Annotated in this window: 23 protein-coding genes; 13 read left to right on the top strand and 10 right to left on the bottom strand. The window is 72.5% G+C overall.

Translation table 11 applies throughout. The features are described 5' to 3' along the window. The first annotated feature begins 18 nt into the window (after nucleotides 1-18). From ACIO3O_RS33350 to ACIO3O_RS33335, 4 genes are all read left to right on the top strand, one after another. Nucleotides 19-2,148 (top strand): molybdopterin-dependent oxidoreductase, encoded by a 2,130-nt coding sequence (locus ACIO3O_RS33350; RefSeq protein WP_401752439.1) that lies wholly within the window; start codon nucleotides 19-21, stop codon nucleotides 2,146-2,148. A gap of 189 nt (nucleotides 2,149-2,337) precedes the next feature. After that, on the top strand, nucleotides 2,338-3,144 hold the full coding sequence (locus ACIO3O_RS33345; protein ID WP_401752437.1) for a class I SAM-dependent methyltransferase: 807 nt from the start codon (nucleotides 2,338-2,340) through the stop codon (nucleotides 3,142-3,144). 123 nt (nucleotides 3,145-3,267) lie between these two features. Continuing rightward, complete coding sequence (locus tag ACIO3O_RS33340) at nucleotides 3,268-3,951, top strand: hypothetical protein (protein ID WP_401752435.1); 684 nt, start codon at nucleotides 3,268-3,270, stop codon at nucleotides 3,949-3,951. Next, nucleotides 3,948-5,465, top strand: coding sequence for an MFS transporter (locus tag ACIO3O_RS33335; RefSeq protein ID WP_401752434.1), 1,518 nt, complete (start codon nucleotides 3,948-3,950; stop codon nucleotides 5,463-5,465). Before ACIO3O_RS33340 ends, ACIO3O_RS33335 begins: the two co-directional genes overlap by 4 nt. Before the next feature lie 161 nt (nucleotides 5,466-5,626). Here the strand turns inward: ACIO3O_RS33335 and ACIO3O_RS33330 are convergent, their stop codons facing one another. Continuing rightward, nucleotides 5,627-6,322, bottom strand: a complete 696-nt coding sequence (locus ACIO3O_RS33330; RefSeq protein ID WP_401752432.1) for a DNA alkylation repair protein — start codon at nucleotides 6,320-6,322, stop codon at nucleotides 5,627-5,629. A 228-nt stretch (nucleotides 6,323-6,550) separates the two neighbouring features. On the opposite strand from ACIO3O_RS33330, the gene ACIO3O_RS33325 reads away from it, so the two are divergent. Beyond that, entirely contained in the window at nucleotides 6,551-7,849 is a 1,299-nt protein-coding gene (locus tag ACIO3O_RS33325; protein ID WP_401752430.1) for an FAD-dependent oxidoreductase, read from the top strand. A gap of 32 nt (nucleotides 7,850-7,881) precedes the next feature. On the opposite strand, the gene ACIO3O_RS33320 is transcribed toward ACIO3O_RS33325, so the two are convergent. Continuing rightward, a complete protein-coding gene (locus tag ACIO3O_RS33320) occupies nucleotides 7,882-8,733 on the bottom strand; it encodes a GyrI-like domain-containing protein (RefSeq protein WP_401752428.1) in 852 nt (283 codons plus the stop codon). Between the two features lie 189 nt (nucleotides 8,734-8,922). On the opposite strand from ACIO3O_RS33320, the gene ACIO3O_RS33315 reads away from it, so the two are divergent. The 5 genes from ACIO3O_RS33315 (at nucleotide 8,923) to ACIO3O_RS33295 (ending at nucleotide 13,302) form a co-directional block, all read left to right on the top strand. Beyond that, complete coding sequence (locus ACIO3O_RS33315) at nucleotides 8,923-9,546, top strand: GyrI-like domain-containing protein (RefSeq protein WP_401752426.1); 624 nt, start codon at nucleotides 8,923-8,925, stop codon at nucleotides 9,544-9,546. Nucleotides 9,547-9,759: 213 nt separating this feature from the next. Continuing rightward, nucleotides 9,760-10,953 carry a BtrH N-terminal domain-containing protein gene (locus ACIO3O_RS33310; RefSeq protein WP_401752425.1) on the top strand — a complete coding sequence of 398 codons (1,194 nt, stop codon included), beginning with the start codon at nucleotides 9,760-9,762 and terminating at the stop codon, nucleotides 10,951-10,953. A 57-nt stretch (nucleotides 10,954-11,010) separates the two neighbouring features. After that, nucleotides 11,011-12,033, top strand: a complete 1,023-nt coding sequence (locus tag ACIO3O_RS33305) for a methyltransferase (protein WP_401752423.1) — start codon at nucleotides 11,011-11,013, stop codon at nucleotides 12,031-12,033. A gap of 83 nt (nucleotides 12,034-12,116) precedes the next feature. After that, a complete protein-coding gene (locus tag ACIO3O_RS33300; RefSeq protein ID WP_401752422.1) occupies nucleotides 12,117-12,611 on the top strand; it encodes a hypothetical protein in 495 nt (164 codons plus the stop codon). A gap of 64 nt (nucleotides 12,612-12,675) precedes the next feature. Beyond that, nucleotides 12,676-13,302, top strand: a complete 627-nt coding sequence (locus ACIO3O_RS33295) for a class I SAM-dependent methyltransferase (RefSeq protein WP_401752421.1) — start codon at nucleotides 12,676-12,678, stop codon at nucleotides 13,300-13,302. A gap of 36 nt (nucleotides 13,303-13,338) precedes the next feature. Here the strand turns inward: ACIO3O_RS33295 and ACIO3O_RS33290 are convergent, their stop codons facing one another. Continuing rightward, nucleotides 13,339-14,964 (bottom strand): amidohydrolase, encoded by a 1,626-nt coding sequence (locus tag ACIO3O_RS33290; protein WP_401752420.1) that lies wholly within the window; start codon nucleotides 14,962-14,964, stop codon nucleotides 13,339-13,341. Nucleotides 14,965-15,076: 112 nt separating this feature from the next. After that, on the bottom strand, nucleotides 15,077-15,721 hold the full coding sequence (locus ACIO3O_RS33285) for a TetR/AcrR family transcriptional regulator (protein ID WP_401752419.1): 645 nt from the start codon (nucleotides 15,719-15,721) through the stop codon (nucleotides 15,077-15,079). Nucleotides 15,722-15,789: 68 nt separating this feature from the next. On the opposite strand from ACIO3O_RS33285, the gene ACIO3O_RS33280 reads away from it, so the two are divergent. After that, nucleotides 15,790-17,238, top strand: coding sequence for a purine-cytosine permease family protein (locus ACIO3O_RS33280; RefSeq protein WP_401752417.1), 1,449 nt, complete (start codon nucleotides 15,790-15,792; stop codon nucleotides 17,236-17,238). A 101-nt stretch (nucleotides 17,239-17,339) separates the two neighbouring features. Here ACIO3O_RS33280 and ACIO3O_RS33275 read toward each other — a convergent pair whose 3' ends face one another. Next, complete coding sequence (locus ACIO3O_RS33275) at nucleotides 17,340-18,338, bottom strand: YdcF family protein (protein ID WP_401752416.1); 999 nt, start codon at nucleotides 18,336-18,338, stop codon at nucleotides 17,340-17,342. A gap of 197 nt (nucleotides 18,339-18,535) precedes the next feature. Between ACIO3O_RS33275 and ACIO3O_RS33270 the strand changes: the two genes are divergently transcribed. Further along, nucleotides 18,536-18,928 (top strand): SSI family serine proteinase inhibitor, encoded by a 393-nt coding sequence (locus ACIO3O_RS33270; RefSeq protein ID WP_401752414.1) that lies wholly within the window; start codon nucleotides 18,536-18,538, stop codon nucleotides 18,926-18,928. A gap of 59 nt (nucleotides 18,929-18,987) precedes the next feature. On the opposite strand, the gene ACIO3O_RS33265 is transcribed toward ACIO3O_RS33270, so the two are convergent. From ACIO3O_RS33265 to ACIO3O_RS33245, 5 genes are all read right to left on the bottom strand, one after another. After that, the gene (locus ACIO3O_RS33265; RefSeq protein WP_401752412.1) at nucleotides 18,988-19,149 is read right to left on the bottom strand and encodes a hypothetical protein; all 162 of its coding nucleotides are present in this window, start codon (nucleotides 19,147-19,149) and stop codon (nucleotides 18,988-18,990) included. An 80-nt stretch (nucleotides 19,150-19,229) separates the two neighbouring features. Continuing rightward, nucleotides 19,230-20,195 carry a cytochrome c oxidase assembly protein gene (locus tag ACIO3O_RS33260; RefSeq protein ID WP_401752410.1) on the bottom strand — a complete coding sequence of 322 codons (966 nt, stop codon included), beginning with the start codon at nucleotides 20,193-20,195 and terminating at the stop codon, nucleotides 19,230-19,232. A gap of 95 nt (nucleotides 20,196-20,290) precedes the next feature. Beyond that, nucleotides 20,291-21,316 carry a 6-phosphofructokinase gene (locus tag ACIO3O_RS33255; protein ID WP_401752408.1) on the bottom strand — a complete coding sequence of 342 codons (1,026 nt, stop codon included), beginning with the start codon at nucleotides 21,314-21,316 and terminating at the stop codon, nucleotides 20,291-20,293. Between the two features lie 201 nt (nucleotides 21,317-21,517). Then, the gene (locus tag ACIO3O_RS33250; RefSeq protein WP_401752407.1) at nucleotides 21,518-22,246 is read right to left on the bottom strand and encodes a type 1 glutamine amidotransferase; all 729 of its coding nucleotides are present in this window, start codon (nucleotides 22,244-22,246) and stop codon (nucleotides 21,518-21,520) included. A 25-nt stretch (nucleotides 22,247-22,271) separates the two neighbouring features. After that, complete coding sequence (locus tag ACIO3O_RS33245) at nucleotides 22,272-23,510, bottom strand: MurT ligase domain-containing protein (protein ID WP_401752406.1); 1,239 nt, start codon at nucleotides 23,508-23,510, stop codon at nucleotides 22,272-22,274. 172 nt (nucleotides 23,511-23,682) lie between these two features. Between ACIO3O_RS33245 and def the strand changes: the two genes are divergently transcribed. After that, nucleotides 23,683-24,228, top strand: a complete 546-nt coding sequence (def, locus tag ACIO3O_RS33240) for a peptide deformylase (RefSeq protein ID WP_401752405.1) — start codon at nucleotides 23,683-23,685, stop codon at nucleotides 24,226-24,228. Nucleotides 24,229-24,478 lie beyond the last annotated feature (250 nt).

Here is a 24,478-nt window from a genome sequence, read left to right as displayed (position 1 = left end):
CAACCGGAGGCACCCCAGGTGAGCGAACCCCACGTGACGAGCGTCGCCGAGGACGGTGTGCACCGCACCGTCTGCCGGATGTGCCACGGCGGCTGCGGCGCCCTGGTGGAGATCGGCGGCGGGCGGCTCACCCGCATCGAGGGCGACCCCGACAACCCCAACAACCGGGGGTTCCTGTGCGCCAAGGGCCGCGCCTCCCTCGACCAGCTGTACGCCGCCGACCGGCTCACCCGGCCCCTGCTGCGCACCGGGCCGCGCGGCAGCGGCAGCTTCCGGCCCATCGGGTGGGACGAGGCCCTCGACCGGGTCGCGCGGGCCCTCGACCGCACCCGCGACCGGCACGGCCCCGAGTCCCTGGTCGTCGCCCAGGGCACCGACCGCAACTACCAGGAGTGGCTGTTCCGGTTCGCCAACAGCTACGGCACGCCCAACGTGCTCGGCCCGGCCCACGTCTGCTTCTATCCACGGGTGATGGCGAGCATCCTCACCCTGGGAGCCTTCACCTTCTGCGACTACGAGGGCGCGCCCGACGTCGTCCTGCTGTGGGGCTGCAACAAGTCCATGACCCACGGCGACGGCGTCATCGGCACCCGGCTCCTGGACGCCGTACGCCACGGCACCCGCATGATCGTCGTGGACCCCCGGCGCACCGCGCTCGCCCGCCGCGCCCAGCACCACCTGCAGATACGCCCCGCAGGGGACGCCGCGCTCGCCCTCGCCATGATCCACACGGTGATCGAGGCGGACCTCTACGACCACGCGTTCGTCAAGGACCACACCGTCGGCTTCGAGGACCTGGCGGAACACACCCGGGCCTACGCCCCCGAGAAGGTCGAGCACCTCACCGGGCTGCCCGCCGCCGACGTGCGCGCCGCCGCCCTCGCCTACGCGTCGGCGCCGGCCGCCGCGATCGAACTGGGCACCGGGGCCCAGCAGAACCGCAACTCCTTCCACGTCTGCCGCGCCCTCGCCATCCTCTCCGCGATCTGCGGAAACCTCGACCGGCGGGGCGGCGACGTCATCTTCGAGCCACCGGGCATCGTCGGCCGCCGTGCCCTGCCGCTCACCGAAGCGCTGCCCGAGGCACAGCACCCCAAGCGGCTCGGCGGCGACCGCCACCGCATCCTCTCCATGGCCGGATGGGCGCACCCCCGTGCCGTCTGGGACGCGGTCCTCGAGCACCGCCCCTACCCGGTCACGACGATGCTCGTGCACGGCAGCAACCTGCTCGTCAACTACGCGGACTCCGACCGGGTCCACACCGCGCTCCAAGCACTCGACTTCCTCGCCGTCGCGGACCTGCACCTGACACCCACGGCCGCCATGGCCGACATCGTGCTGCCGGTCGGCGGCTGGCTGGAACGCGACCAGATCGTCGAGCACGCCCACTACGTCGCCGCCCGCCGGAAGTTCGCGCAGGTCGGCGAGTGCCGTTCCGACGAGGAGATCCTCACCGCCCTCGCCTCCCGGCTCGGCCTGGGCGAGAACTTCTGGGCCACGGCCGCGGACTCCCTCGACGCCCGGCTGGCCCCGGTGGGCATGGACTTCCGCAGCCTGGCCGAACAGCACTACCGGGCCACCCCGCTGACGTACGAGAAGTACCGCACCCAGGGCTTCGCCACCCGCAGCGGTCGTTTCAACATCCGCTGCGACGCGCTGCGGGCCTTCGGGTACGAGCCGCTGCCCGTGCACCGTCCCCTCGCCGAACGGCCGCAGGACGGCCCCTATCTGCTCACCTCGGCGCACTCGCCGTTCTTCTTCAACTCCGAGTTCCGCAACCTGCCGTCGCTGCGCGCCAAGGAACCGGACCCCGTCGTCGAGCTGCATCCCGAGGCGGCGGCCCGCGAGGGAGTCGCGGACGGCAGCTGGGTGCTGGTCGGTGCCCGTGGCCGGGAGGTCCGGATGCGGGCCAAGGTCACCGACACGGTCGCGCCCGACGTCGTGGTGGCCGCCGCCACCTGGTGGTACCCCGAGCGGGGCGCCGACGGCGGCTGGCGGGAGAGCAACGTCAACCGGCTCACCGGGGACGACGACGAGAACCCCGAGATGGGCTCGTCCAACTTCCGCGGCATCCGGTGCGCGATCCGCCCGGAGCCGCTGCCGGAACAGGTGTCGGAGCAGCTGTCCCGGCCCGCAGCGGAAGCCTGAGAGCGCCCGCCGCCCCCGGCTCTTCGCCATCCGGGTCAACTGCCCGGGGCGCCCCCGGAAAGTAAGTGACCTTCGCGGACCCGTTGGCGCTTGTCGAGGTCCGGCGCCCCGGGCCGCTGGAAGACTCCGGGGGCGGACGGCGGTGGGCCGTCACCGGCACGCGGACGACAGCGGACGAGAGGGGACACGATGAAGGCAGCCGCACGCGAGGAGAACGGGCCCCCGCCACTGGACCCGGCCTGGCAGGACGAAGGGCTGCGGCTGGAGATGCTGGCGGAGATGACCGACCCGGCCACCGTCGAGATCCTGGAGGCCCGCGCACCCGCCGCCCCCCGCGAGATCGTGGAGATCGGCGCAGGCTCCGGCACCATCGCCCGCCACCTCGCCCGCCGCCACCCCGACGCCCGCGTCTGGGCCACCGACGTCGACCTGCGCCACGTGCACGACGGCGGCCTGCCCAACCTGGTCCCCCTGCGGCACGACGCGGCCGCCGACCCGGCCCCCGTGCAGGGCGTCGACCTCATCCACTGCCGATCCGTGCTGATCTTCCTCGACGAGCCCGAGGAGGTGCTCGCCCGCCTCGTCGGCTGGCTCGCCCCCGGCGGCCGCATCGTGATCGAGGAGCTCGCCGGTTTCCCGCCGTACGACCCGACCACGGTGGTCGGCGGGGCCCTGGACGGCGTCTCGCAGGTACTGAGCCGGGAGGCCGGCGCCGACCCGCAGTGGGTGCGTGACCTGATGGTCGCGTCGCCCCCGCTGCTGGAGCGGTACGGACTCACCGACTGCGGCGCCCAGGTGCGGGTCTACCCGTTCCACGCGGGCAGCGCCGCCTCGGAGTTCTCCCGGCTCACGCTGGAGCAACTGCGCCCCCGGCTGCTGGCCCGCGGGCACCTCACCGAGCCGCAGCTCGACGCCGCGGTGACCCTGCTGCGCGACCACGACCTCGTGGAACCTGCCAGCTCCGTGCTCAGCGTCTGGGGCAGCCGCCCGGGCTGAGCCTCCCGGCGGTGCACCGCTCGACCTCTGCGAACCGACGAACGAAGCGAAGGGTGGACGACTGTGCCTGCCAAGAGCCGAAGTCGAAGCCGAAGGGACGGTGACCGGTCCCACGAGCAGCAGATGCTCACCACCTACCTGCTCGGGCCCGGACGGTACGAAGCGGCCGTCGAGGTCCTCAACCGCCACTGGCCCCTGCTCAGGCGGCAGGGGCTGGTCACCGACGAGCCCTCCTGGATCGCCCACGGGCAGGGCGCCGAAGGCCCGTTCATCGTGGAACTCGTGACCTGGGGCGTGCCCGGCGCCGTCGACGCGGCCTATCTCGACCCGGAGGTCAACTCCCTGTGGCAGGAGATGTTCTCCCTCACCGAGAGCCGCGGCGCCCGACCCCCCGTCGACTGGCCCGCCGTCACCCGGCTCACCGGCGCCGCCCCCCACGACATCCCCCGGGACACACCGCTGCACACCCTGACGACCTATCAGGTGCGCGAAGGCCGCACCGGGCAGCTGACCGAACTGCTCCAGCGGTACGGGGAGGCCCTGACCGGGGCGGGACTGCTCGGCCCCGCCGCTCCCGCGCTGTACGCGGGCGAGAACGCCCACGGCCCCTTCCTGACCGAACACCTCGCCTGGAGCGACCGGGACGGCCCGGCCAAGGCCTCGGGCGAACCCGCGGCCGCCGCCTGGTACGCGCGCGCCGCGGAACTGGCCGAAGCACGCGGGGACCGGCCGGGCGTCGAGCGGTGCCCGGTGGTTCCCCTGCACTTCGGCTTCATGACGGACCCCCTCACTGGAGAACACTCGTGACCTCGACCACGGACACCAAGCCCCCGGGGACCAACCCGTGGGCAGCGCTGGGGATGCTCTGCCTCGGCGTCTTCATGACCCTGCTGGACGTCACGATCGTCAGCTCGGCCACCCCCAGCCTCATCGAGACGTTCGACGCGTCCATCGACCAGGCGGTCTGGGTCTTCAGCGCGTACATCATGGCCTTCTCCACCACCCTGATCCTGGCCGGGCGGCTCGGCGACCTGCACGGCCCGCGACGTGTGTACCTGATCGGTCTCACCGTCTTCGGCACCGCGTCCGTGCTGTGCGGCATCGCCCAGGAACCCTGGCAGCTGATCTGCTTCCGGGTGCTCCAGGGGCTCGGCGGAGCGCTCCTCGTACCGCAGCTCATGCCCATGATCACCACCCTGTTCCCGCCGCAGAAGTGGGGGGCCGCCTTCGGGTTCACCGGCGCCCTGTCGGGACTGGCCGTGCTGGCGGGCCCGCTGATCGGCGGGCTGCTGGTCACCAACGCCTCCTGGCGGTGGATCTTCTACGTCAACCTGCCCATCGGGCTGCTCACCTTCTTCCTGGTGGTGCGCTTCCTGCCCGACCCGCGGCCGGGCCTGCGCCGGCCACTGGGCGTCGGCTCCGTGCTGCTGCTCCTGTGCGGCATGGGCGCCGTGGTGTTCGGCCTCGTCGAGGGGGAGCGGCTGCGGTGGTCGGCGGCGGTCTGGGCGGTCATCGGCGCGGGCCTGGTGCTGCTGGCCGTCTTCTTCGCCGACCAGCGCCGCCGCCAGTCCGGCGTGCCGCTGGTGCCCTTCGCGCTCTTCAAGGTGCGCAGCTTCACCCTCATGAACCTGATCGCCGTCACGGTCGGCTTCGGCGTCGTCGGCGCGTTCCTGCCCCTGACGCTGTACCTGCAGAGCGTGCAGGGCCTGTCCGCGGCCAGGGCGGGGCTGGTGATCGCCGTGATGCCGCTGCTGTCGGTGGTGTCCGCCGCCGTCAGCGGCCGGATCATCGAGACCGTCGGCCCCAAACGCGTCCTGCTCTGCGGACTGGTGAGCTTCGCCGCCGGTCTCGCCCTCCTCGCGCTCCAGGCCACCGCCGACGCCTCGGTGTGGCAGCTCATCGGACCGCTGGCGCTCGCCGGAGTCGGCACCGGATTCACCTTCGCGCCCCTGTTCAGCGTCGGTATGCGGGAGGTTCCGCCCCAGCTCAGCGGCGTTGCCTCCGGAACCGTCAACACGGTCCAGGAGTTCGGCGGTCTGCTCGCCAGCGCCGTCATCGGCATGGTGCTGCAACTGCGGCTCGGCAGCGGGCAGAACATCGCGACCGGGCGGCCGGTGGAATCCGGGAGCAGTCCCGCGCCCGGGGCCCTCGACGCCTTCCACGAGGCCCTGGCCGGTGCCATCCGGGTCAGCATGCTCACCCAGGCGATCGTGGTCGCGGCGGGCGCCCTGTGCGCGTTCGCCATCCGCCCGGGCCCGCCCCAGCCGGCGCCCCCGGAGAACCAGTCCGCCCCCGAGGCCCGCACCGCGGACGTCGACTGACACGTACGTACCGCACGCGGCAGGACGCTCCGCAACCGCCGGAGCGTCCTGCCGCGCTGTCGTGACACCCCGTCCGCCGAACCGGCCCGTCACGCACCGGGCCCGCCCCCGCATGCCCGTCCACCGGCCCGCCATGGACCGGTCCCGCCCCCGTCGCCCGGCTACCGGCCCTTCACGAACCGGGCCCGCTCCGCCGGTGCCAGCCGCTCCGTCGCGTAGCGCACCGTGACGCGGGGCAGGGCGTCGGCATGCCGGTCCAGGAACGCCACCATCACCGGCTCGTCCCGCCTGCCGATCTCCCGCAGCATCCAGCCGAGCGCCTTGTGGATCAACGGCTCCGCATCCTGCCGCAGCGCGAGCACCAGGTGGAACGTCGACGCGTACTGCCCCTGACGGATCAGCGCCAGCGTGGCGAGGACCGCGATCCTGCGGTCCCACAGCCAGGAGGACGCGGCCAGTTCGTCCAGCAGCCGGGTGTCCCCGTCCACCAGGCACGGCCCCAGCACGAGGTGCGCGGAGCCGTCCACCAGGTCCCAGTTGTCCACGCAGTCGGTACGCGCCAGATAGAAGTCGAGCAGTTGCCCGCGCTCCGCGCCGCGCGCCGTGCGCATGCGCTCGGCCAGGACGAGCAGGGCGGCGAACCGCTCCTCGTGGACCCGGCTGTGCAGCAGCACGTCCACGTCGTCGAGCGGCAGACCGCGGTACGTCCGGGCCAGCCTGCGCAGCGCCGGTACCCGTACGCCGAGCATCTCGTCGTCCGCCGACCGGCTGAGCACCCGCTCCTGCTGCGCCCGTACGGACGGCTCCGCCAGGTCCCGCAAGCCGGTTCGTAATTCCTTGAGCAGATCGTTCGCCATGACCGCGAACGCTAGCGCAGGCCACTGCCGCCCACCGCCGTCGCCCGGCGGAAGGGTCGGCCGGTCAAGTCCCGCCACGGCAGGCACCTTCGCAGTTGACCCGCACGCAGAAGCTCACGACCGCGGCTTACCCCGCGCGCCGGGCGGCCGCATGTTGGGAGACCGTTCGAACCCACTCACGGTGGGGCCCGGTCACGCCGGGAGTCCTCACCGACCGAAGGAGACGCCATGCCGAGGAAGGCGCTCAAGGTTCTGGTGATCGGTGCCGGTCTGGCCGGACTGACCCTCGCCCAAGGGCTGCGCCGTCAGGGCATCGAGGTGGAGGTGTACGAACGCGACACCACGCCCGTGGACCGCGCGCAGGGCTATCGCATCCACATCAACCCGTCCGGGACCGCCGCGCTGCGCGGCTGCCTCGGCGAGGAACTGTTCGCACTCTTCCTGGACACCAGCGGCAGCGGTGGCACGGGCCTGTGCTTCACCGACCACCGGCTGCGTCCGCTGCTCAGCCTCGAAGGGCCGAGGAACCCGGACCCCTCCCGCACCCACCGGTCCGTCTGCCGGGTGACGCTGCGGCACCTGCTGTTGCGGGGCCTGGAGGACACGGTCGTCTTCGGCCGCCACTACGAGCGGTACGAGGAGCGGGCCGACGGACGGGTCGTCGCGCACTTCGCGGACGGGTCCCGGGCCGTGGGGGACGTCCTGGTCGGCGCGGACGGCAGCCGCTCACGGGTACGCGCCCAACGACTGCCCCGCATAAGGGTGGCGGACACCGGAGCGATCGGCGTGGCCGGGAAACTCCCCCTGGACGACGCTCTGCGGGCCTGGATGCACCCCCCGCTGCTGGCCTCGGCGCACATCGTGATGGGCCCGCAGGGCTCCCGGATGTTCGTCGCCGCGCACGAGTACCGCACCAAACCGAGCAAGGCCCTCGGCCTCCCGCCGGCCGGCGGCGACCTGCTCTTCGACACCGACACCGACTACCTGATGTGGGCCGTCACCGCGACCCCCGGGCGCCTCGGCCTGCCGCCGGACACCCGTCTCAGCGGGCCGCCGCAACTCGCCCCCGCCGTACGGAGCCTGGTCGGTGACTGGCACCCGACACTGCGCCGTGCCGTCGCCGACGCCGACCCGGGCACGCTCACCGCCCTGCCGGTGCGCAGCGCCGCGTCCGTACCCCACTGGGAGCCGTCCCGGGTCACGCTGGTCGGCGACGCCGCGCACTGCGCCACCCCGCTCGGGGGGATGGGCGGCAACATGGCCCTGCGCGACGCCGACCTGCTGAGCCGCCGACTGGCCGCCACCGAGGGCGCACGGCCCGAACAGGCCGTGCTCGAACGGGCCGTGGGGGAGTACGAGGCGGCGATGCGCGGCTACGCGGCGAACGCCGTGCTGTCCTCGAAGAAGAACCTGGAGCGCTCCCTGGCGGAGAACGCCCTCAGCAGGGCCATGACCCTCGCCACCTTCCGCATGATCGACCGCCTGCCCCCGGTGAAGCGCCGCATGGCCGCCGAGGCGGGCGGCTGACCCGACAGCGCGGGCGGCCGTCCTGCTCCCGCTCACCGCCCGGATGCAGGCCCCAGTGGCAGGCTCACCCACGCCTGTGTCCTGACCTCGGGCCTGCACCACGGAATCCGTTCGTACTCCACCTGGTAGGGCATCGGCGGCCGGTCGCCGTCGTAGAGGCCCAGCATCACCGCGCTCACCGCCAGATGCATGAACGTGTAGGGAACCAGATGCACCGGCCCGGTGTGCGTGATCCGCAACCGCCGTTGCGCGGGCACCACTTGAAGGCCGATGCCGTCCGCGGGCACGAACTCCCGGGGCACCACCGTGCCCACGTCGAACCGGATCGAGGAGTCCTGGTAGAAGTCGGGGTCGTCGTGGGTGATCTCCAACGGCCGCTGCGCGTCCGCCTCGTACCCGTGGGCCTCCAGCCAGTCCCGCAGCTGCCGCCACCGGCCCGCCAGCGAGGCGTGGTTGCCGAAGTGCCGCAGGAAGGCGAGCAGGCAACTGCCGCTGTCCATCTCGACCAGGTCCGTGCAACTCGGTCCCGACAGCGGCCACGGGGCGCTCGGCTCGCGTCTGCGCAGCTCCGCCGGGGTGCTCCCGAAGGCCTCGCGGACCGCCCGGGTGAACGGCGCGTGCGCCGAGTAGCCGCACCGGGCGGCCACCTCGTGCACCGGCCAGTCGGTGAAGACCAGGCGGTACGCCGCCACGTCCAGGCGATGGCGGCGCACGTACCGCTGCACCGAATCGCCGGTCGCGTCACGGAAGATCTTCCGGAAGTAATGCGGCGCCGTGTGCACCTGCCGGGCGATCGCCTCGACGTCGACGGGGCACGACGCATCCCGCAGGCCTGCCACGATGTGCGGAATGGCGACCAGCACCCGGCGGTCGTGAAGTGCCACGGTGGTCACGCGCATCGCACTGCGCCCCGCGCGTTCTCCCGGCGGATGGTCCGGCACTTGGCGCCCCCCGATGGCCGGGATGAAGGATAACGATGGTATCCAGTGCCAAGGGTGGCCAAGGGCAACTTGGGTCCGATCCTGCCACCCGAAAATATCGTGTCAAAGTCATTCCAAAGCCAATCGCAGGACATGTGTTCGGCCCCGCGGGGATACCGTTCCGTAGACCCGGAAGACCTGGTGAAGCCAGAGGGCATGCGTGGAAAGGACGGCACCGAGATGAGTGCGACGCCCCTCCGTGAAACCGTGGTGGCAGCAGGGCAACGAACCTTCACGTTCGTCCAGTTCGGCCCGCTGCCGGTGATATCACTTCGACATGTGGGAAGTTTCCGTACACTTGAGCGGACTTGGCGCGATCTGACCGGCTACACCGACGCCTGCGGGCTGACCCGGGGCGCCCAGCTGATCGGCGTCGTCTACGACGACCCCGCGCACGTCCCCGCGGACCTCCTGCGCTACGACGCCTGCGTCGCCGTGCCCGGGGCCGGGCCGGACGTGCTCCCGAGGCTGCCCGGCGGGGAACTGCCCGTCCGCTACGAGACGTTGGGGCCCGTGTGGGCCTGGCGCACCACCCACCACGGCCCCCTGGACAGCCTCTCCGATACCTACCGGCGCTCCCTGGACAGCACGGCCTTCCAGGAGCAGGGCGTCGTCGCCCCCTGCCCGCGCCCGCCCTTCTACGAGACCTACCGGTCCGGCCTCGGCACCGCGACCGCCGACGAGTCCTGGGTCGACCTCCACCTCCCCGTCCCCTGACCGGCCCCGCCCTGTCCCGGCCCGCCCCCGCCGTACGAGCGCACCCGGCATGACCACCACGGTCAACTTCCCCCGGAGCGCACGGCCGCCAGGTGACCATGCCGCAGAACCGGGTCACCGCCCCTGGGCCGCCGCCGCCCGCCGCTGCCAGACTCACGGACCGATCCGTGACGCAGCCCACCAGCGGCCGCACCAGCCAGGGGAGGACCCAGCATGGCGATGGCCCCCGCCACCGGCAGCAAGGCACACCAAGCCCTGAACGGTGGGACGTTCAGGCAGCCGCCGTTCGGCGGCATCCACTGCGAGACGTCCGTCTTCCACAAGGCACTGCACGCCCACGGCCTCGACATCGGCGAGGAGATGCTGCTCGGCCTCGGCGGCGGCATCGGCTTCATGTACGTCGCCACGGCGCCCGGCACGCCCCCGTTCCTGGCCACCCGCAACGACCCCTTCCCGGTCTTCACCCGCCGCATGGCGGCCGGCGTGGGCCTGGAACTCGACATCGCCACCACCACGGACCCGCGCGAGGCCCACGACCAGCTCCTCGCGGAACTCGCCGTGCACCGCCTGGCGATCGTCTACGCCGACATGCACTACCTGCCGTACTTCAGCGCCGAGCACCACTTCGGCGGGCACTGCCTCCTGGTCGTCGGCGCCGACGAGGAGAGCGGCTGGTGGCGGGTGTCCGACCGGCCCGCGCGGCTGTGCACCCTCGCCCCGGAGGAACTGGCCGCGGCGCGGGCCTCCCGGCACCAGCCCTTCCCGCCCCGGCACGCTCTGGTACGGGCCCCCTGGGCCGACGCCGTCCCGCCCACCGGGACCCGGCTCCGGCAGGCCCTGGCGGCCGCCGCCCGCGCGGGCCTGGAACCGGCCAATTCCTCCCTCGGCATCCAGGGCCTGCACCTGCTCGCGGAACGGCTTGTTCCAGTCGTCCACGACGGTGCCGCTCCCGACGTCGTCGTGGACACCCTGGCGAAGGCCTTCGTCGACCTGTGCCTGGCGGGCACCGGCGGCGACGGCTTCCGCGGCATGTTCCACATCTTCCTCGGCGAGGCCGCCGCCCTGCTGGACGACCCGAGGGTCACGGACGCCGTCCCGCAGGCGGCGGCCGACGCCGCCGCGTGGCAGCACCTGGTCGCGACGCTGCTGCCCGCCGGGACCGCCCTGGGCCGGCTCGCCGACGCCCTGCGGGCACGCGAGGAACACCTCCTGGCGGGCACCCCCGAACGGCAGGTGGAGGCCGCGGCGGTCGAGGCCCGCCTGCCGCTGCTGCACGGCGAGGCGGCCGCCGCCGTCCCGGGACTGCGCACGGACCTGGCCGCCGCACTGCACGACGCCGTGCACTCCGTCATCGACCACGAGACCCAGCTCCTGCGCGGGCTGGAACCCGCGGGCCGCGAGCGCTGACCGGGCCGCGCGTCGATCACGTACGAGCACACCCTCCCCCTCGCGAAGGAGCACACGGTGAGTACGAGCACCACCACCACCACGACGGACGTCGCCCGGCAACTCGACGTCCTCACCGACCTGGTGACGCCTTGGGCCATGCGGGTGGCAGCCACCCTCACGCTCGCCGACCGCATCGGTGACAGTGCCGTCACGGTCGACGACCTCGCCCGCCACAGCGGTGCGGTCCCCGACACCGTCGGGCGTCTCCTCGAACACCTGGCGGCCCGCGGCGTGTTCGCACCGGACGGCCCCCACCGCTACCGCAACACCGAACTCTCGCACCGCCTGCGCCGCGACCACCCCATGACCCTGCACCCCTGGCTCGACATCGAGGGAGGAATGGGCCAGTACGACATCGGACTCAGCGCCCTGCTGCTCGCGGTCCGCACCGGAGCGGACGCCTACACCCCCACGTTCGGCCGCTCCTTCTTCGACGACCTCAACACCGACGCCGAACGCGCCGCCGCCTACGACGACCTGATGGCGTCCCTTACCGCCTGGACGCTGCCCGAGATCCTCCAGGCCTACGACTGGCAGACCGTCGCGCACGTCACCGACGTCGCGGGCGGCAGCGGTGCGCTCCTGGCCGGTCTCCTGCGGGCCCACCCGCACCTGCACGGCACCCTCGTCGACCACGCCCGCGCGGCACGCACCGCCTCCGCCAGGTTCGCCGAGGAAGGCCTCGCGGACCGGGCCACCGCACTCGCCGGATCGATGTTCGACCCGCTGCCGCCCGGCGCCGACCTGTACCTCGTCAAGTCCACCGTGATGGGCTGGGGGGACGGGTCGGGGGCGGCGGACATCCTGCGCCGCTGCGCCCGCGCGGCAGGTCCGGGCGGGCGCGTCGTCGTCGCGGAGTTCCTGCGCGGCGCACCCCGGCTGGTGCCCTCGCTCGACCTGTACATGGCCCTGCTGGGGGGCAAGGAGAGGACGGAGGAGGAGTTCCGCGCGCTGGGGGCCGCGGCGGGTCTCACCCTGCGGGACGTGCGCCCGACACCGTCCGGATACTGCCTGCTGGAGTTCACCCCGGACGCCTAGGGTCGACAACGCCACGTCCGACCGCCCTATCGACGGGACCCCCAGTGCACGACGCGACACTCCTGCGAACGCCCGAAAGCCCCGTGGAGCAGGCAGCCCTCGGCTCCCCGAACTGGTCCGTGGTGCGGGCCCGCCCCCTGCTCGTACTCAGCCTCAGAAGCCCGGGCGGCGAGAACACCTGGATGGACACCTGGCGGGACCTGACCGCCCTGGTGTTCTCGTGCGGTCTCGCCACCCGGGAGACGCAGGCGGTCGAGGTCCGTTACGACGTGGGCACCTCGCAGCGGTTCGACGCCTGCCTGTCGATCCGGCCGCTGCACACGGCGGCCGAGGTGTCCGCGGACGACCTCGCACGGGTGCCCGGGGTGCGGATGGAAACGGTCATGGGCTCCGGGCCCTACCTGCACCGGGGCCCCGGCCACGGACACCCCGCACCCGCCGCGGCCCACGCGCCGGCACTGGTGCCCGCCTGGCCCCGCTACCACGTCTACGGATGCAGCCCGGCGCTGGCCGGGGACTCCCTCACGATCACCGACACCTACATCACCCTGGCCGCGGCCGTCCCCGCGCGTCGATGACGCACCCGGCGCACCCCGGCCGGCCGAAACCCCGCCCGACCCGGAACCGGAGGACGCGCCCACCATGACGACGCCGACCACCGCCCTCGACTGGAACCGCAGCTACCGCAACGGCGACCACCACGCCTACTGGGAACTCAGCCATCCTTCGGCCGAGTTGGTGGGCTTCCTCGCGGCCCACGGTCCCGGCACGGACCGCACCGCCCTGGACATCGGCTGCGGAACCGGCTGGGACACCGTCGCCCTGGCCACCGCCGGATACCGGGTCACCGGCATCGACCTCAGCGAGGAGGCCGTCGCCCTGGCCGCCCTGCGCGTGACGGAGGAGAACCCACCCGGGCCGCTGCCCGCCTTCGAGCAGGCGGACGTACGCGAGCTGCCCTTCCCGGAGGCCGCCTTCGACCTCCTCGTGGACCGGGGCTGCTTCCACCACCTCGGGGCGCAGGACAGGACGGCGTACGCCCGTGAGACCGCCCGCGTCCTGCGCCCCGGCGGCACCCTCTACCTCCGGGGCAGCCGGGTGAACGCCTTCCCCTTCAAGCCGCTCACCCCCGAGGGCCTGGCCGACGTCTTCACCGGTGAGGGGTTCACGGTCGGCCCCCTGCTGCCCTTCCAGCTCCAGACCGACGCGATGTCCCTGCCCGCACACGCCTGCGTACTGACCCGGACCGCCCCGGCCGCCACGCCCTGAGCGGCGCGTCCCCGGCGCCCGGGGCGTGGCCGTGCCTCACACCCCCGCGGCGCGATGCGTCGGGGTGCCGTCCAGGACGGTCAGCAGTACCGGTACGTCGGCCAGTTCGGTGGCCGGGACCGACAGCGGGTCGGCGCCGAGCACCGTCAGGTCGGCGCGGTGGCCGACGGCGAGGCGGCCCGCCTCGTCCTGCTCGCCCGCCGCGTACGCCGCGTTGACGGTCATGCCGCGCAGCGCCTCCAGCGCGGTGAGTGCCTGCTCCGGGCCGTGCGGGTCCTGGGTGAGGTCGCGGGTCGGACGGCGGTGGATCGCGCCCGCCATGACGCCCAGCGGCGGGAACGGGGCGATCGGCCAGTCGGAGCCGAGGGCCACCACCGCGCCGGAGTCGTGCAGGTCGCGGCAGCGCCAGGCGTCCGAGGCGCGCGGCTCGCCCAGGCGGCGGGACCAGTTGTCGGTGTGGTCGGCCCGGGTGAAGTCGCAGCAGTGGGTGGGCTGCATCGAGGCCACGACGCCGAGTCCGGCGAAGCGGCGCAGGGTGTCGTCCGGGACGGTCTCGATGTGCTCGACCCGGTGCCGCGGCCCGGTCCCGAACTCGGCCTGTGCCTTCTCGACGGCGTCCAGGACGTGACGTACCGCCGCGTCGCCGATCGCGTGGGTGGCCGTGGGGACGCCCGCCCGGTGCAGCTCCGCGACGATGCGGGTGTACTCCTCGGGGTCCGGCCAGAAGGCGTGCCGGGACTCGCCGTGACAGTCCGGCTGCTCCAGCCAGGCGGTGCCGTTGTCGATGGTCCCGTCCATGAAGATCTTGACGCCCGCGACCTGCCACAGCGGGCCGCCCGTGCCCTGCTGCTCGATCAGGGCGCGTACGCCGTCGGCGTCGGTGCCGGGCTGGCACCAGGGGGCGATCCGTAGCCGCAGCGGCAGTTCGCCCGCCTCGGCCAGCTCGGCGATGAGGTCGAGGCTGTCGCCGTTGGCGTCCATGGCGTGGCCGCCGGTCAGCCCGGCGGCGGCCATGGCGCGCAGGGCCGCTGCCAGCCGGTCGCGGCGCTCCTCACGGGTGGGCTGCGGGGCGACGCTCTCGACGAGTTCGCAGGCGGCCTCCTCCAGGAGCAGACCGGTGGGCCGGCCGTCGGCGTCGCACACCACTTCGGCGGTGGCCTGGTCGAAGGTGCGCGGCCCGTCGACCCCGGCCAGCTCCAGCGCACGGCGGCTGGCCAGTGCGGAGTGCGCGTCGAAGAGCAGGAGGAACGCGGGGACGTCACCCAGTACCGCGTCGAACGGGGCGGTGCCGACGGGCTGTTCGCCGAAGACGTTCGGGTCGAGACCCCAGGCGTGCAGCCAGTCGCCGGGGGCCAGGCCGCGGACCGCGCCCGCGAGGGCCTCGCGGGTCTGCTCCAGGTCGGTGCAGCCCGACAGGTCCAGGCCGCCGGTGAGTTCGGAGCCGTGCACCGGGTGGATGTGGCCGTCGACCAGCCCCGGGGTGACGACCGCGCCCTTCAGGTCGATCACCGTGGTCCCGGCGTCCGCCAGGGCGCGGATCTCCGTGTCGTCACCGAGGGCGGTGATGCGCCCGTCCGCCGCGGCGAGCGCGGTGTGCGGCAGGAAGCCGCCCGTCGCGGGGTCGAGCAGGCGGGCCGAGAGCAGGATGAGGGACGTGCGCACAAAAGCTCCTTGAGGCGGTTGGTTCCACGTGCTGAGGGGGGGGCTGCGGTCGAAGTCCTGGGCGGTGGCGGTCGGTCCGGCGCAGGGGGGGTGAAGTCCTGGCCGGTGGTGGTCAGTTCGGGTCAGGGGCGGCCGACAGGGCGCCGAAGGGCAGGCCGAGGACGCGTTCCGCCGTGGTCAGCGGCAGACGTTTGATCTCGGGCGGGTCGCTGTCGGGGGAGGTGCCGTTGACGAGCATGCCGAGGCCGTCGAGCACGACCATGATCTGGATGGTGGACACCAGCGGGTCCTCGGTGCGGAACTCGCCGAGCTCCACACCGTCGCGGACCAGCGCCAGCAGCCGGTCGCGCCAGGCGTCCTCCTGCTCGGCGACCCGCTCGCGCAACGCGGGGCGGTAGCGGCTGAGGTGGCGGGCGTTCAGCCAGAGGCGGCTGATGTCGTCGTACGCCTCACCGGCAGCGAGCTGGAGGAAGCGCGCCAGGTGCTGGGTCGGGGTCGCACCCGCCCGCTCGGCGGGCAGCAGCTCTTCGATTTCCGCATCGGCGGCACTGCCGTACGCCTCCGCCACCAGATCCTCCACAGCCGGGAAGTAATGGCTGATCAGACCCGGTCGCACGGTCAGTTCGTCGGCGATCCGCCGGAGCGTGATCCGCTCCAGTCCCTCGGTCAGAGCAACGACAGAGGCCGCCGCAACGATTTCCGCACGTCTGGACGCGGGAGATTTGCGGATTCGCTTGTTCTCGATGCTTGACGGCATGGAATCGATGCTATTGAGTGTGCGACCAACAAGCAAGCAGTGGGTGAACAGCACACTGGAGGGGCCTGATGGCGTCCACGATTCCCGACCCGAAGTCCGGCGCCCGAGCCGAGGATTCGGAGCCCCGGCCACCCTCGGAACGGGCGGGCCGCATCGAAGCGCACGGCATCGACCACATCCCGGACGGGGAGCGCCACGGCCGCCCCCGGCAGCTCTTCTCCGTCTGGGCGGCGGCCAACGTCACCTACCTGAACCTGGTGACCGGCGGCTCCATGATCCTCATGGGCCTCTCCCTCGGGCAGGCCGTCGCCGTGATCGTCGCGGGCAACCTGCTCTGGCTGCTCACCGGACTGCTCGCGATATCCGGCCCCGCGGCGGGCACCCCGAGCGAGGTCATCACCCGGGCGATCTACGGAGTCCTCGGCAACCGCGTGAACAACGCGATCGTCGGCTGGCTGATCTCCGTCTGCTACTTCGCCATCAACCTGGCCGCAGCCGCCTCGGCCGCCTTCGCCCTGGTCGAGATGGTCGGCATCAGCGCCAGCACCTTCGTGAAGATCGTCGTCGTGATCGTCATCGCCGCGCTCACCCTGACCATCGGCGTCTACGGCCACGGCATGATCATGAAGCTGTACCTGCCGATCACGCTCACCCTGGCCGCCGTCTTCGTCGTCGTCGCCATCGGCGTCTTCCAGCACACCGACTACTCCTACACCCCGGCCGAGCCGCTCTCCGGCGCCGCGCTGTGGTCCGTGCTGATCGGCGGCTTCACCCTCATCGGGTCCGCCCCGCTCTCGTACACCACCAGCGCCGACTTCTCCCGCTACCTGCCCCGCACCACCTCCGCCCGGGCGGTCGTCGGCTGGACCGCCCTGGGCGGCTTCCTGCCCGGCGCGGCCATCGGCTGTCTCGGCGCCCTCGCCGCGACCGCCGTCGACATGGAGGACCCGCAGGCGGGGCTGCGCGAGATCCTGCCCGGCTGGTTCGGCCCGATCCTGCTGCTCGCCCTGGTCCTGGGCACCATCGCCATCAACGCCCTGACCTCGTACAGCGCGGGCCTCGCCCTGCAGGCCGTCGGCATCCGCATCCGCCGCTCGCGCAGCGTGCTCATCGACGGGGTGGCCGCCGTCGCCCTGACCCTGTACGGGCTCCTCACCGCGGGCTTCCTCGACACCGTCAACCACGCCCTCGAAGTCACCGTCGTGGTCGTCGGCCCCGCCATGGCCGTCTACGCCACCGACATCGTGCTGCGCCGCAACCGCTACGACGGCACCGCCCTGATGGACGAATCCCCGCAGGGCCCCTACTGGTTCACCGGCGGGTTCAACCCGGCCGGCACGGTGGCCCTCGTCGTCGGCGTCGCCGTGTCCGCCCTGTGCGTCAACAACGTCTACACCGGCCCGATCTCCGAGGCCCTCGGCGGCATCGACCTCGCCCTGCCGGTCGGCCTCGTCGTCTCCGCGCTGCTGTACGCGATCCTCGCCCGCGACCTCAGGCGTCGGACCCCCGCCTCCTGACCCCGCCGCCGCCCGCCCCGGTGCAGAAGGCGCTCGGTGCGGGCGGCAGTCCGGTCCGTCGGCGAGCCCGCGCCGCGCCGACCGCCGGGGACCGGTGGTGCCTAGGCCAGCCCGGTCAGGGAGCCCATGAGGGCCAGCAGTGCGCACATCCCGAAGTTGACCACCTTGTGCTGCATGAAGACCGCCGCGAACTCCCGGATGATCGCGCTCGGCCAGAAGTACCGGGCCGTCCGCGAGCCCACGACCTGCCCGTTGATACCGGTCTTGCGGGCCATCAGGGCGGCACGGAACGCGTGGTAGTTGTTCGTGACGACCACGCAGCGGTAGCCCGGGTCCACGTCCCGCATCAGTGCGCCGCTGAAGGCGAGGTTCTCCTCGGTGGTCCGCGACTGGGTCTCCTGCACGATCCGGTCGGCCGGGACGCCCGCCTCGACCAGGTACTCGGCCATCGCCTGCCCCTCCGGCCGGTCCTCGTCGGGTCCCTGTCCGCCCGAGGTCAGCATCATGGGGCTGCCCCCGGCAGCCACCTGGGACTCGTACACCCTGCGGCCCTTGTCGAGGCGGCTCGCGAGCAGCGGCGGCACCTTGTTGCGGATCAGTCCGGAGCCCAGCACCACCACGAAGTCGATGCGGCCGCGCGGCTTGAACCAGCCGTACAGCAGCGCGTACAGCAGGAAGCAGGTGAAGAGGAAGGAGACGTAACCGACCACCAGCACCGCGACGACCGTCACCGTGCCCAGCGCGCGCGAGCCCGTCACCAGCGAGGCGACGAGCATCGCGCCGAGGCCGATCATGCCCAGACCCGCCAGCAGCGAGAGCAGGTTCGCCGGACTGCGGCCCTCCTTGCGGACCATCGTCAGCCCGTTCCGCACCAGGAACCAGGCCAGCACCAGCGCGGACAGCAGCGCCAGCAGCAGGAGACCCGCGGCGATGCCGGCCGCGAGCGCGGGATGCTTCTGACCGGCCTTCAGCATCACGCCCACCAGGGCGAAGAACAGGGCGAAGACCAGATAGAAGCCGTTGCGCAGCCGCCGCCGGTCGTGCAGCATGCCGACGACCAGCGCCAGGAGGAAGATTCCGGCCGGGACAAAGACGATCATGGGATTACGGTACGTCACCGACGGGCGTCCTCGGGACCGAATGAGCAGGGCCGGACGGCCCACAACGCTCCACCGGGCGGGCGACCCGCACGGCGCGGCCGTTTGCGGACGCCGGGGTGCGACGGGTGCGCTCGTGCGGACAGCCCCGCTCCCGTCCTCGGAGAGCGGACACCCCGCTCCCGTCCCTGGAGAGACGCATGCACCCCATCCGGACCACCGCCCTCGCCGCCCTCGCGCTGCTCGCCCTCGCCCCCGCGACCGCCGCCGCCGACGCCCACCCGACGCCGAAGCACGGGCTGCTGCTCACCGTGAGCGGTGCCGAGAACACCTGGATCCGGGGCGTCGGCCTGCACTGCTCGGCCCCGGTGGGCGGCGGCCACCCCACCGCACGGGCGGCGTGCGACGCTCTCACCTGGGCGCGCGGCAGCTTCGACGCGCTGCCCGGCGACCCGCACCCCTGCACCAAGCAGTACGACCCGGTGACCGCCACCGCGGACGGCACCTGGCGCGGACGCACCGTGCACTGGAAGAAGACCTTCGGCAACGCCTGCGAACTCGACGCGGCGACGGGCCCCGTCTTCCGCTTCTGACTCCGGTACGTCGCGGGGCCGTGCCCGCAGCTGCGTCGCAAACCGCGCCCGCAGCCCGATCAGCGGCCCCGTGACGTCGCGATGGTCCCCACGGTGGCCAGCAGCAGCACCACCCAGCCGAACCACAGCCAGCCGTTGCTGCCCATCGCCGCCGTGTAGGCCGTCACCACGACCAGCATCCCGACGGTCAGCGCCCCCATCGACTTCGGCGAACTGTTCATGTGCGCCCCCTCACCTACGAGTGGAGGGTCATCGTCACCCGCCGGGGCGCGCCACCGCTACAGCCGTGCCGACACTGGCGCTACGACTGGCCGCCGCGTGCCCGGAGCGAGGCCAGGTACGCGTTGTACTCCGCCAGCTCCTTGTCACCGTCCCGGTCCGCCGCCCGGTCCGAGCGCCGCGCCACGCGCTGCTCGGAGCGGTACCACTGGAAGACCAGCGCGATCAGCACCAGCACGGACGGGATCTCGCTGAACGCCCAGGCGATGCCGCCCGCCGCGTTCTGGTCGGCGAGCGCGTCGATGCCCAGCGAGGCGGGCGGGTTCTTGTACGCCTCCACCATCGGCTGCGAGGCCATCATCAGGGCGATGCCGAAGAACGCGTGGAAGGGCATCCCCGCGAACAGCTCCAGCATCCGCATCACGTAACCGGGCCGGTGCGGCCCCGGGTCGACGCCCATGATCGGCCAGAAGAAGACCAGACCCACGGCCAGGAAGTGCACCATCATCACGATGTGCCCGACCGCGTTGCCCATGAGCATGTCGAACAGCGGCGTGAAGTAGAAGCCGTACAGGCTCGCGATGAACAGCGGGATCGTGAACGCCGGGTGCGTGATGATCTTCATGTACCGGCTGTGCAGCAGCGCGAGCAGCAGCTCGCGCGGCCCCTTGCGCCCCTTGCGGCCCCGCCCCGACACCGGCAGCGCGCGCAGCGCCAGGGTGATCGGTGCGCCGAGCAGCAGGAGGATCGGCGAGAGCATGCTGACGATCATGTGCTGCACCATGTGCACGCTGAACATGACCATGCCGTAGTCGTTGAGCTTGGTGCACATGACGAGGAGCACCGTCAGTACACCGATCACGAAGAAGACCGTACGGCCGACCGGCCAGTCGTCGCCGCGCCTGCGCAGCCGCACCACGCCCCACCCGTACAGGGCCAGCGCCGCCAGGCAGCCGATCAGGAAGAAGGGATCGGGGGAGAGCTCCAGGCCCCGTCCCAGCGTGAACGGCGGCAGATCCATGTTCATGCCGTGCCCGCTGTGGTCCATCCGCTGACTCCTGATTCGTGCCGGTTGTCCGGTCCAGAGTAGAACCGCCCCCGGCCGCGTCCGCGACCGGGGGCAGGCTCAGGAGTCCATCGGGCCTACAGGACGCACTCCGCTTCCTCGTAGCGCGCCGCCGGAACCGTCTTCAGCTCCTCGACCGCGCTGGCCAGCGGCACCATCTCGATGTTCGTGCCGCGCAGCGCCGTCATCATGCCGAACTCGCCGCGGTGCGCCGCCTCCACCGCGTGCCACCCGAACCGGGTCGCCAGCACACGGTCGTACGCGGTCGGGGTGCCGCCGCGCTGGACGTGGCCCAGGATCACCGGGCGGGCCTCCTTGCCCAGGCGCTCCTCCAGCTCGATCGCGAGCTGGTTGGCGACCCCGGCGAAGCGCTCGTGCCCGTACTGGTCGGTCTTGCCGATGTCGAACTCCATCGACCCCTCGCGCGGCTTCGCGCCCTCCGCGACGACCACGATGGCGAACTTCTTGCCCGCCGAGAAGCGCTTGCCGACCAGCTCGGTCAGCTCGCCGATGTCGAAGGGCCGCTCCGGCACGACGATCGCGTGCGCACCGGCCGCCATGCCCGAGTGCAGGGCGATCCAGCCGGTGTGGCGGCCCATGACCTCGACGATCAGCACGCGCTGGTGCGACTCGGCGGTGGTCTTCAGGCGGTCCAGGGCCTCGGTGGCGACGCCGACGGCGGTGTCGAAGCCGAAGGTGACGTCCGTGGAGGCGATGTCGTTGTCGATCGTCTTCGGGACGCCGACGATGGGCAGGCCCGCCTCGGAGAGGAGGTGGGCGGCCTTGAGGGTGCCTTCGCCGCCGATCGGGATGATCGCGTCGAGGCCGAGGTCGGTGACGTGACCGCGGGCCTGCTCGACGCCGCCGCGCAGGTGCGCGGGCTGGACGCGGGAGGAGCCGAGGATGGTGCCGCCGCGGGCCAGGATGCCGTTCACGGCGTCCAGGTCGAGGGGACGGTAGTCGCAGTCGAGGAGGCCCCGCCAGCCGTCGTGGAAGCCGATGACCTCGTCGCCGTGGTCGGCGACGGCGCGGTGGACGACGGAGCGGATGACGGCGTTCAGGCCGGGGCAGTCGCCGCCGGAGGTGAGGACACCAATGCGCATGGCGCGAGAACCTTTGCAACGTGGGCCGAATGACCGGACCACGTCGTCCGGGCGGGGTCCCGTCACCCTACAAGTGCGGGGTGACGGGACCGAACCGGGCGTCCGACTGATGGACGTTTCACGTGAAACGGCGTCAGACGGGCTGTGCGGCACCGCTCAAGGGGCTGAGCGCTGCCGCACAGGGGGTGTTCGTGGTGCCGCTCAGGCGGGCTGCGTGGCGCTGGCGATGCGCTCGGCGCGCAGCGCCTCGTACCAGCGGTCGTCGGTCGGCGGCAGCGCGTTCACGTCGAGGGCCAGCTTCAGCAGCAGGTCCGCGATCTGCGGGTTGCGGGCCATCACGGGGCCGTGCATGTACGTGCCGAACACGGTGTCGTTGTACGCGCCTTCGGTGCCGTCGCCGGTGCCGTTGCCCTTGCCCAGACGGGTGCGGGCGAAGGGGCGGGCGGTGGGGCCGAGGTGGGTGATGCCCTGGTGGTTCTCGAAGCCGGTGAGCTGCGGGAGGTTCAGCGGGGCGTCGATGTCGGCGAGCACGTCGCCGACGCAGCGCTCGCCCTCACCGCGGGTGGAGATCACGTCGAGCAGACCGAGGCCCTGCTCGCGCTGGCCGAGGTCGTTGATGAACTCGTGGCCCAGGATCTGGTACCCGGCGCACACCGAGAAGACGATCGCGCCGTTGGAGACGGCCCGGCTGAGCCCGCCGTCCTTGCGCAGCCGCTCGGCCGCCAGACGCTGCGGGCGGTCCTCACCGCCGCCGATCAGGTAGATGTCGCCCGAGGTGGGCACGGGCTGGTCGCTGCGTACGTCCACGCGCTGCACGTCGAGGCCGCGCTGGCGGGCCCGGCGCTCGACGACGAGGGCGTTGCCCTGATCGCCGTACGTGCTGAGGAGGTCCGGGTAGATCCAGACCAGCCGCAGACTGCTGTCGTTCATTCGAGTCATGTCCCTGCGGTTTCTGTCAGTTGCCGACGCGGCGGCGGAGGTCCTGGAACGCGGTGTAGTTGGCGATCGTCTCGATCAGCCCGGGCGGCGCCAGCTGCACGGCCTCGTCCAGCGTCTCGCAGACCCGGAACTGGAGGTTCGCGACTTCGAGGCGGACCGCGAGGTCCAGCTTGCGGTCGCCGAGCACGAAGATCGGGTGACCGGCGAGCCGGGTGTAGTCGACGTCCCACAGCCAGGAGGTGTCCGTGCCGTCGGCGCCGCGGGCGTTGACGGACAGGATCACCGGGGTCGGCGGCTGGTTGATCAGCGAGAAGGTCTCCAGCCAGCCGGCCGGGTTCTTCGCCAGCAGCAGCCGCAGTTCACGGCCCTGGTACTGGACGACGTCGTACCGTCCGGCCACCGCCTGCACCTGGTACATGCGCTCCAGCGCCACCTGCGGGGGCACCCCGAAGGTCGCCGCGACGGCGGCCGACGTGGCCGCGTTCGCCTTGTTGGCGCGGCCCGGGAGCTGGAGGTGGATCGGCCAGGCGCTGCCGTGCGGGTCCAGGACATGGTCGCCGGAGAGCACCCAGCTCGGGGTCGGGCGGCGGAAGCCGCACTCGCCGCAGAACCAGTCGTCGCCGGGACGCTGCATCACACCGCCGCAGGAGGGGCACGACCAGGCGTCGTCCTTCCACTCCTGACCGGCCGCCACCCACACCACGTTCGGCGACGAGGACGCCGCCCACACGATCAGCGGGTCGTCGGCGTTGGCGATGACGACGGCCTTGGAACCGGCCAGACCCTCGCGCCATTTCTCGGCGAGCATGCGGGTCTCGGCGGCGCGGTCGAGCTGGTCGCGCGAGAGGTTCAGCAGCGCGATCGCCTTGGGCGTCACATCACGGGCCACTCCCGCGAGGTACTTCTCGTCGACCTCGATCACGCCGTACTTGGCGTCCGAGCCGCCCGCGAGGGCGGAGGTGATGCCCGCGGGCATGTTCGCGCCGAGCGCGTTCGACACGACCGGACCGCTGGCCCGCAGGGCCTCCGCGATCAGCCGGGTCGTCGTCGTCTTGCCGTTGGTCGCCGAGACAAGCACCACGTCCAGGTGGTTCGCGAGTCGTCCCAGCAGGTCCGGGTCGAGCTTGAGCGCGACCTTTCCGCCGATCACCGAGCCGCTGCCGCGTCCCGCGGCGCGGGACACCGCCGCCGCGGCCTTGCCTGCCGTCACGGCCAGCTTGGCCCGCGGCGACAACGGCTCCGTGTTGCCTGCCATCGTCACTGATCCTCCTTGCATCCGGCGCCGCACTTGCCCCAGGTCCACCGGTCAACAGTCCGGGCTCAGCCTATCGAGGTCCCGCTGTCTGCCCGAACCGCGGCACCCATGGGGAAGGGCGCGGACCAGCCTCGACGGTACGTGACGCGCGGCGGAACGTACGCTTGCGGCCATGCGACACCGCCCCATTCCCGGCAGTTCCGGCACCGTACGCCCCATGACGCTGCACGGCGACCCCGTCCTGCACGCCTCGTGCGAGCCCGTCACCGACTTCGGTCCTTCGCTGGCCCGGCTCGTCGAGGACATGTTCGCGACGATGTACGCGGCCGAGGGCGTCGGCCTCGCGGCCAACCAGGTGGGGGAGTCGTTGCGGGTCTTCGTCTACGACTGCCCGGACGACGAGGAGGTCCGCCACCTCGGGCATGTGGTCAACCCGCGCCTGGTGGAGGCGGACGGGCCCGTCGTGCGGGGCTCCGAGGGGTGCCTCTCCCTTCCCGGCCTGGAGGCGGGGACGCCGCGCTTCGACCACGCGGTGGTGGAGGGCTTCACGCTCACCGGCGAGCCGGTGACGGTGACGGGGACCGGGTTCTTCGCCCGGTGCCTCCAGCACGAGTGCGACCACCTGGACGGGGCGATCTACCCGGACCGGCTCACGGGGTGGCGCAGGGCGAAGGTGCTGCGGGAGGCGCGCAGGGCGAAATGGGGGCGTACGGCTTAACCAGGAGCTCCGCCCCCCTTGGCGCCCGAGCCCCCTTGTTCGACCGCCCCAGCCCCTTTGGCCGGCGCCGCTTCACTCCGGTCCCTTGGGCGGCGGGGCCTCCCTCCCCCTCTCCCTAGCCCCCTTGGGCGGCGGGGCCTCCCTCCCCCTCTCCCTAGCCCCCTTGGGCGGCGGGGCCGCCCCCCGGGGGCGGGACGGGCGGGCAAGGGGGCGGCCCCTCCCGCTCCCGGCCCAGCCCGGTGCCGCCCCT

This window comes from Streptomyces sp. NPDC087440 (assembly GCF_044744005.1).
In the GTDB taxonomy this organism is placed as follows: Bacteria; Actinomycetota; Actinomycetes; order Streptomycetales; family Streptomycetaceae; genus Streptomyces.
Note: the sequence above shows the minus strand (reverse complement) of the source record. Positions and strands in the feature narration are given on the sequence as shown.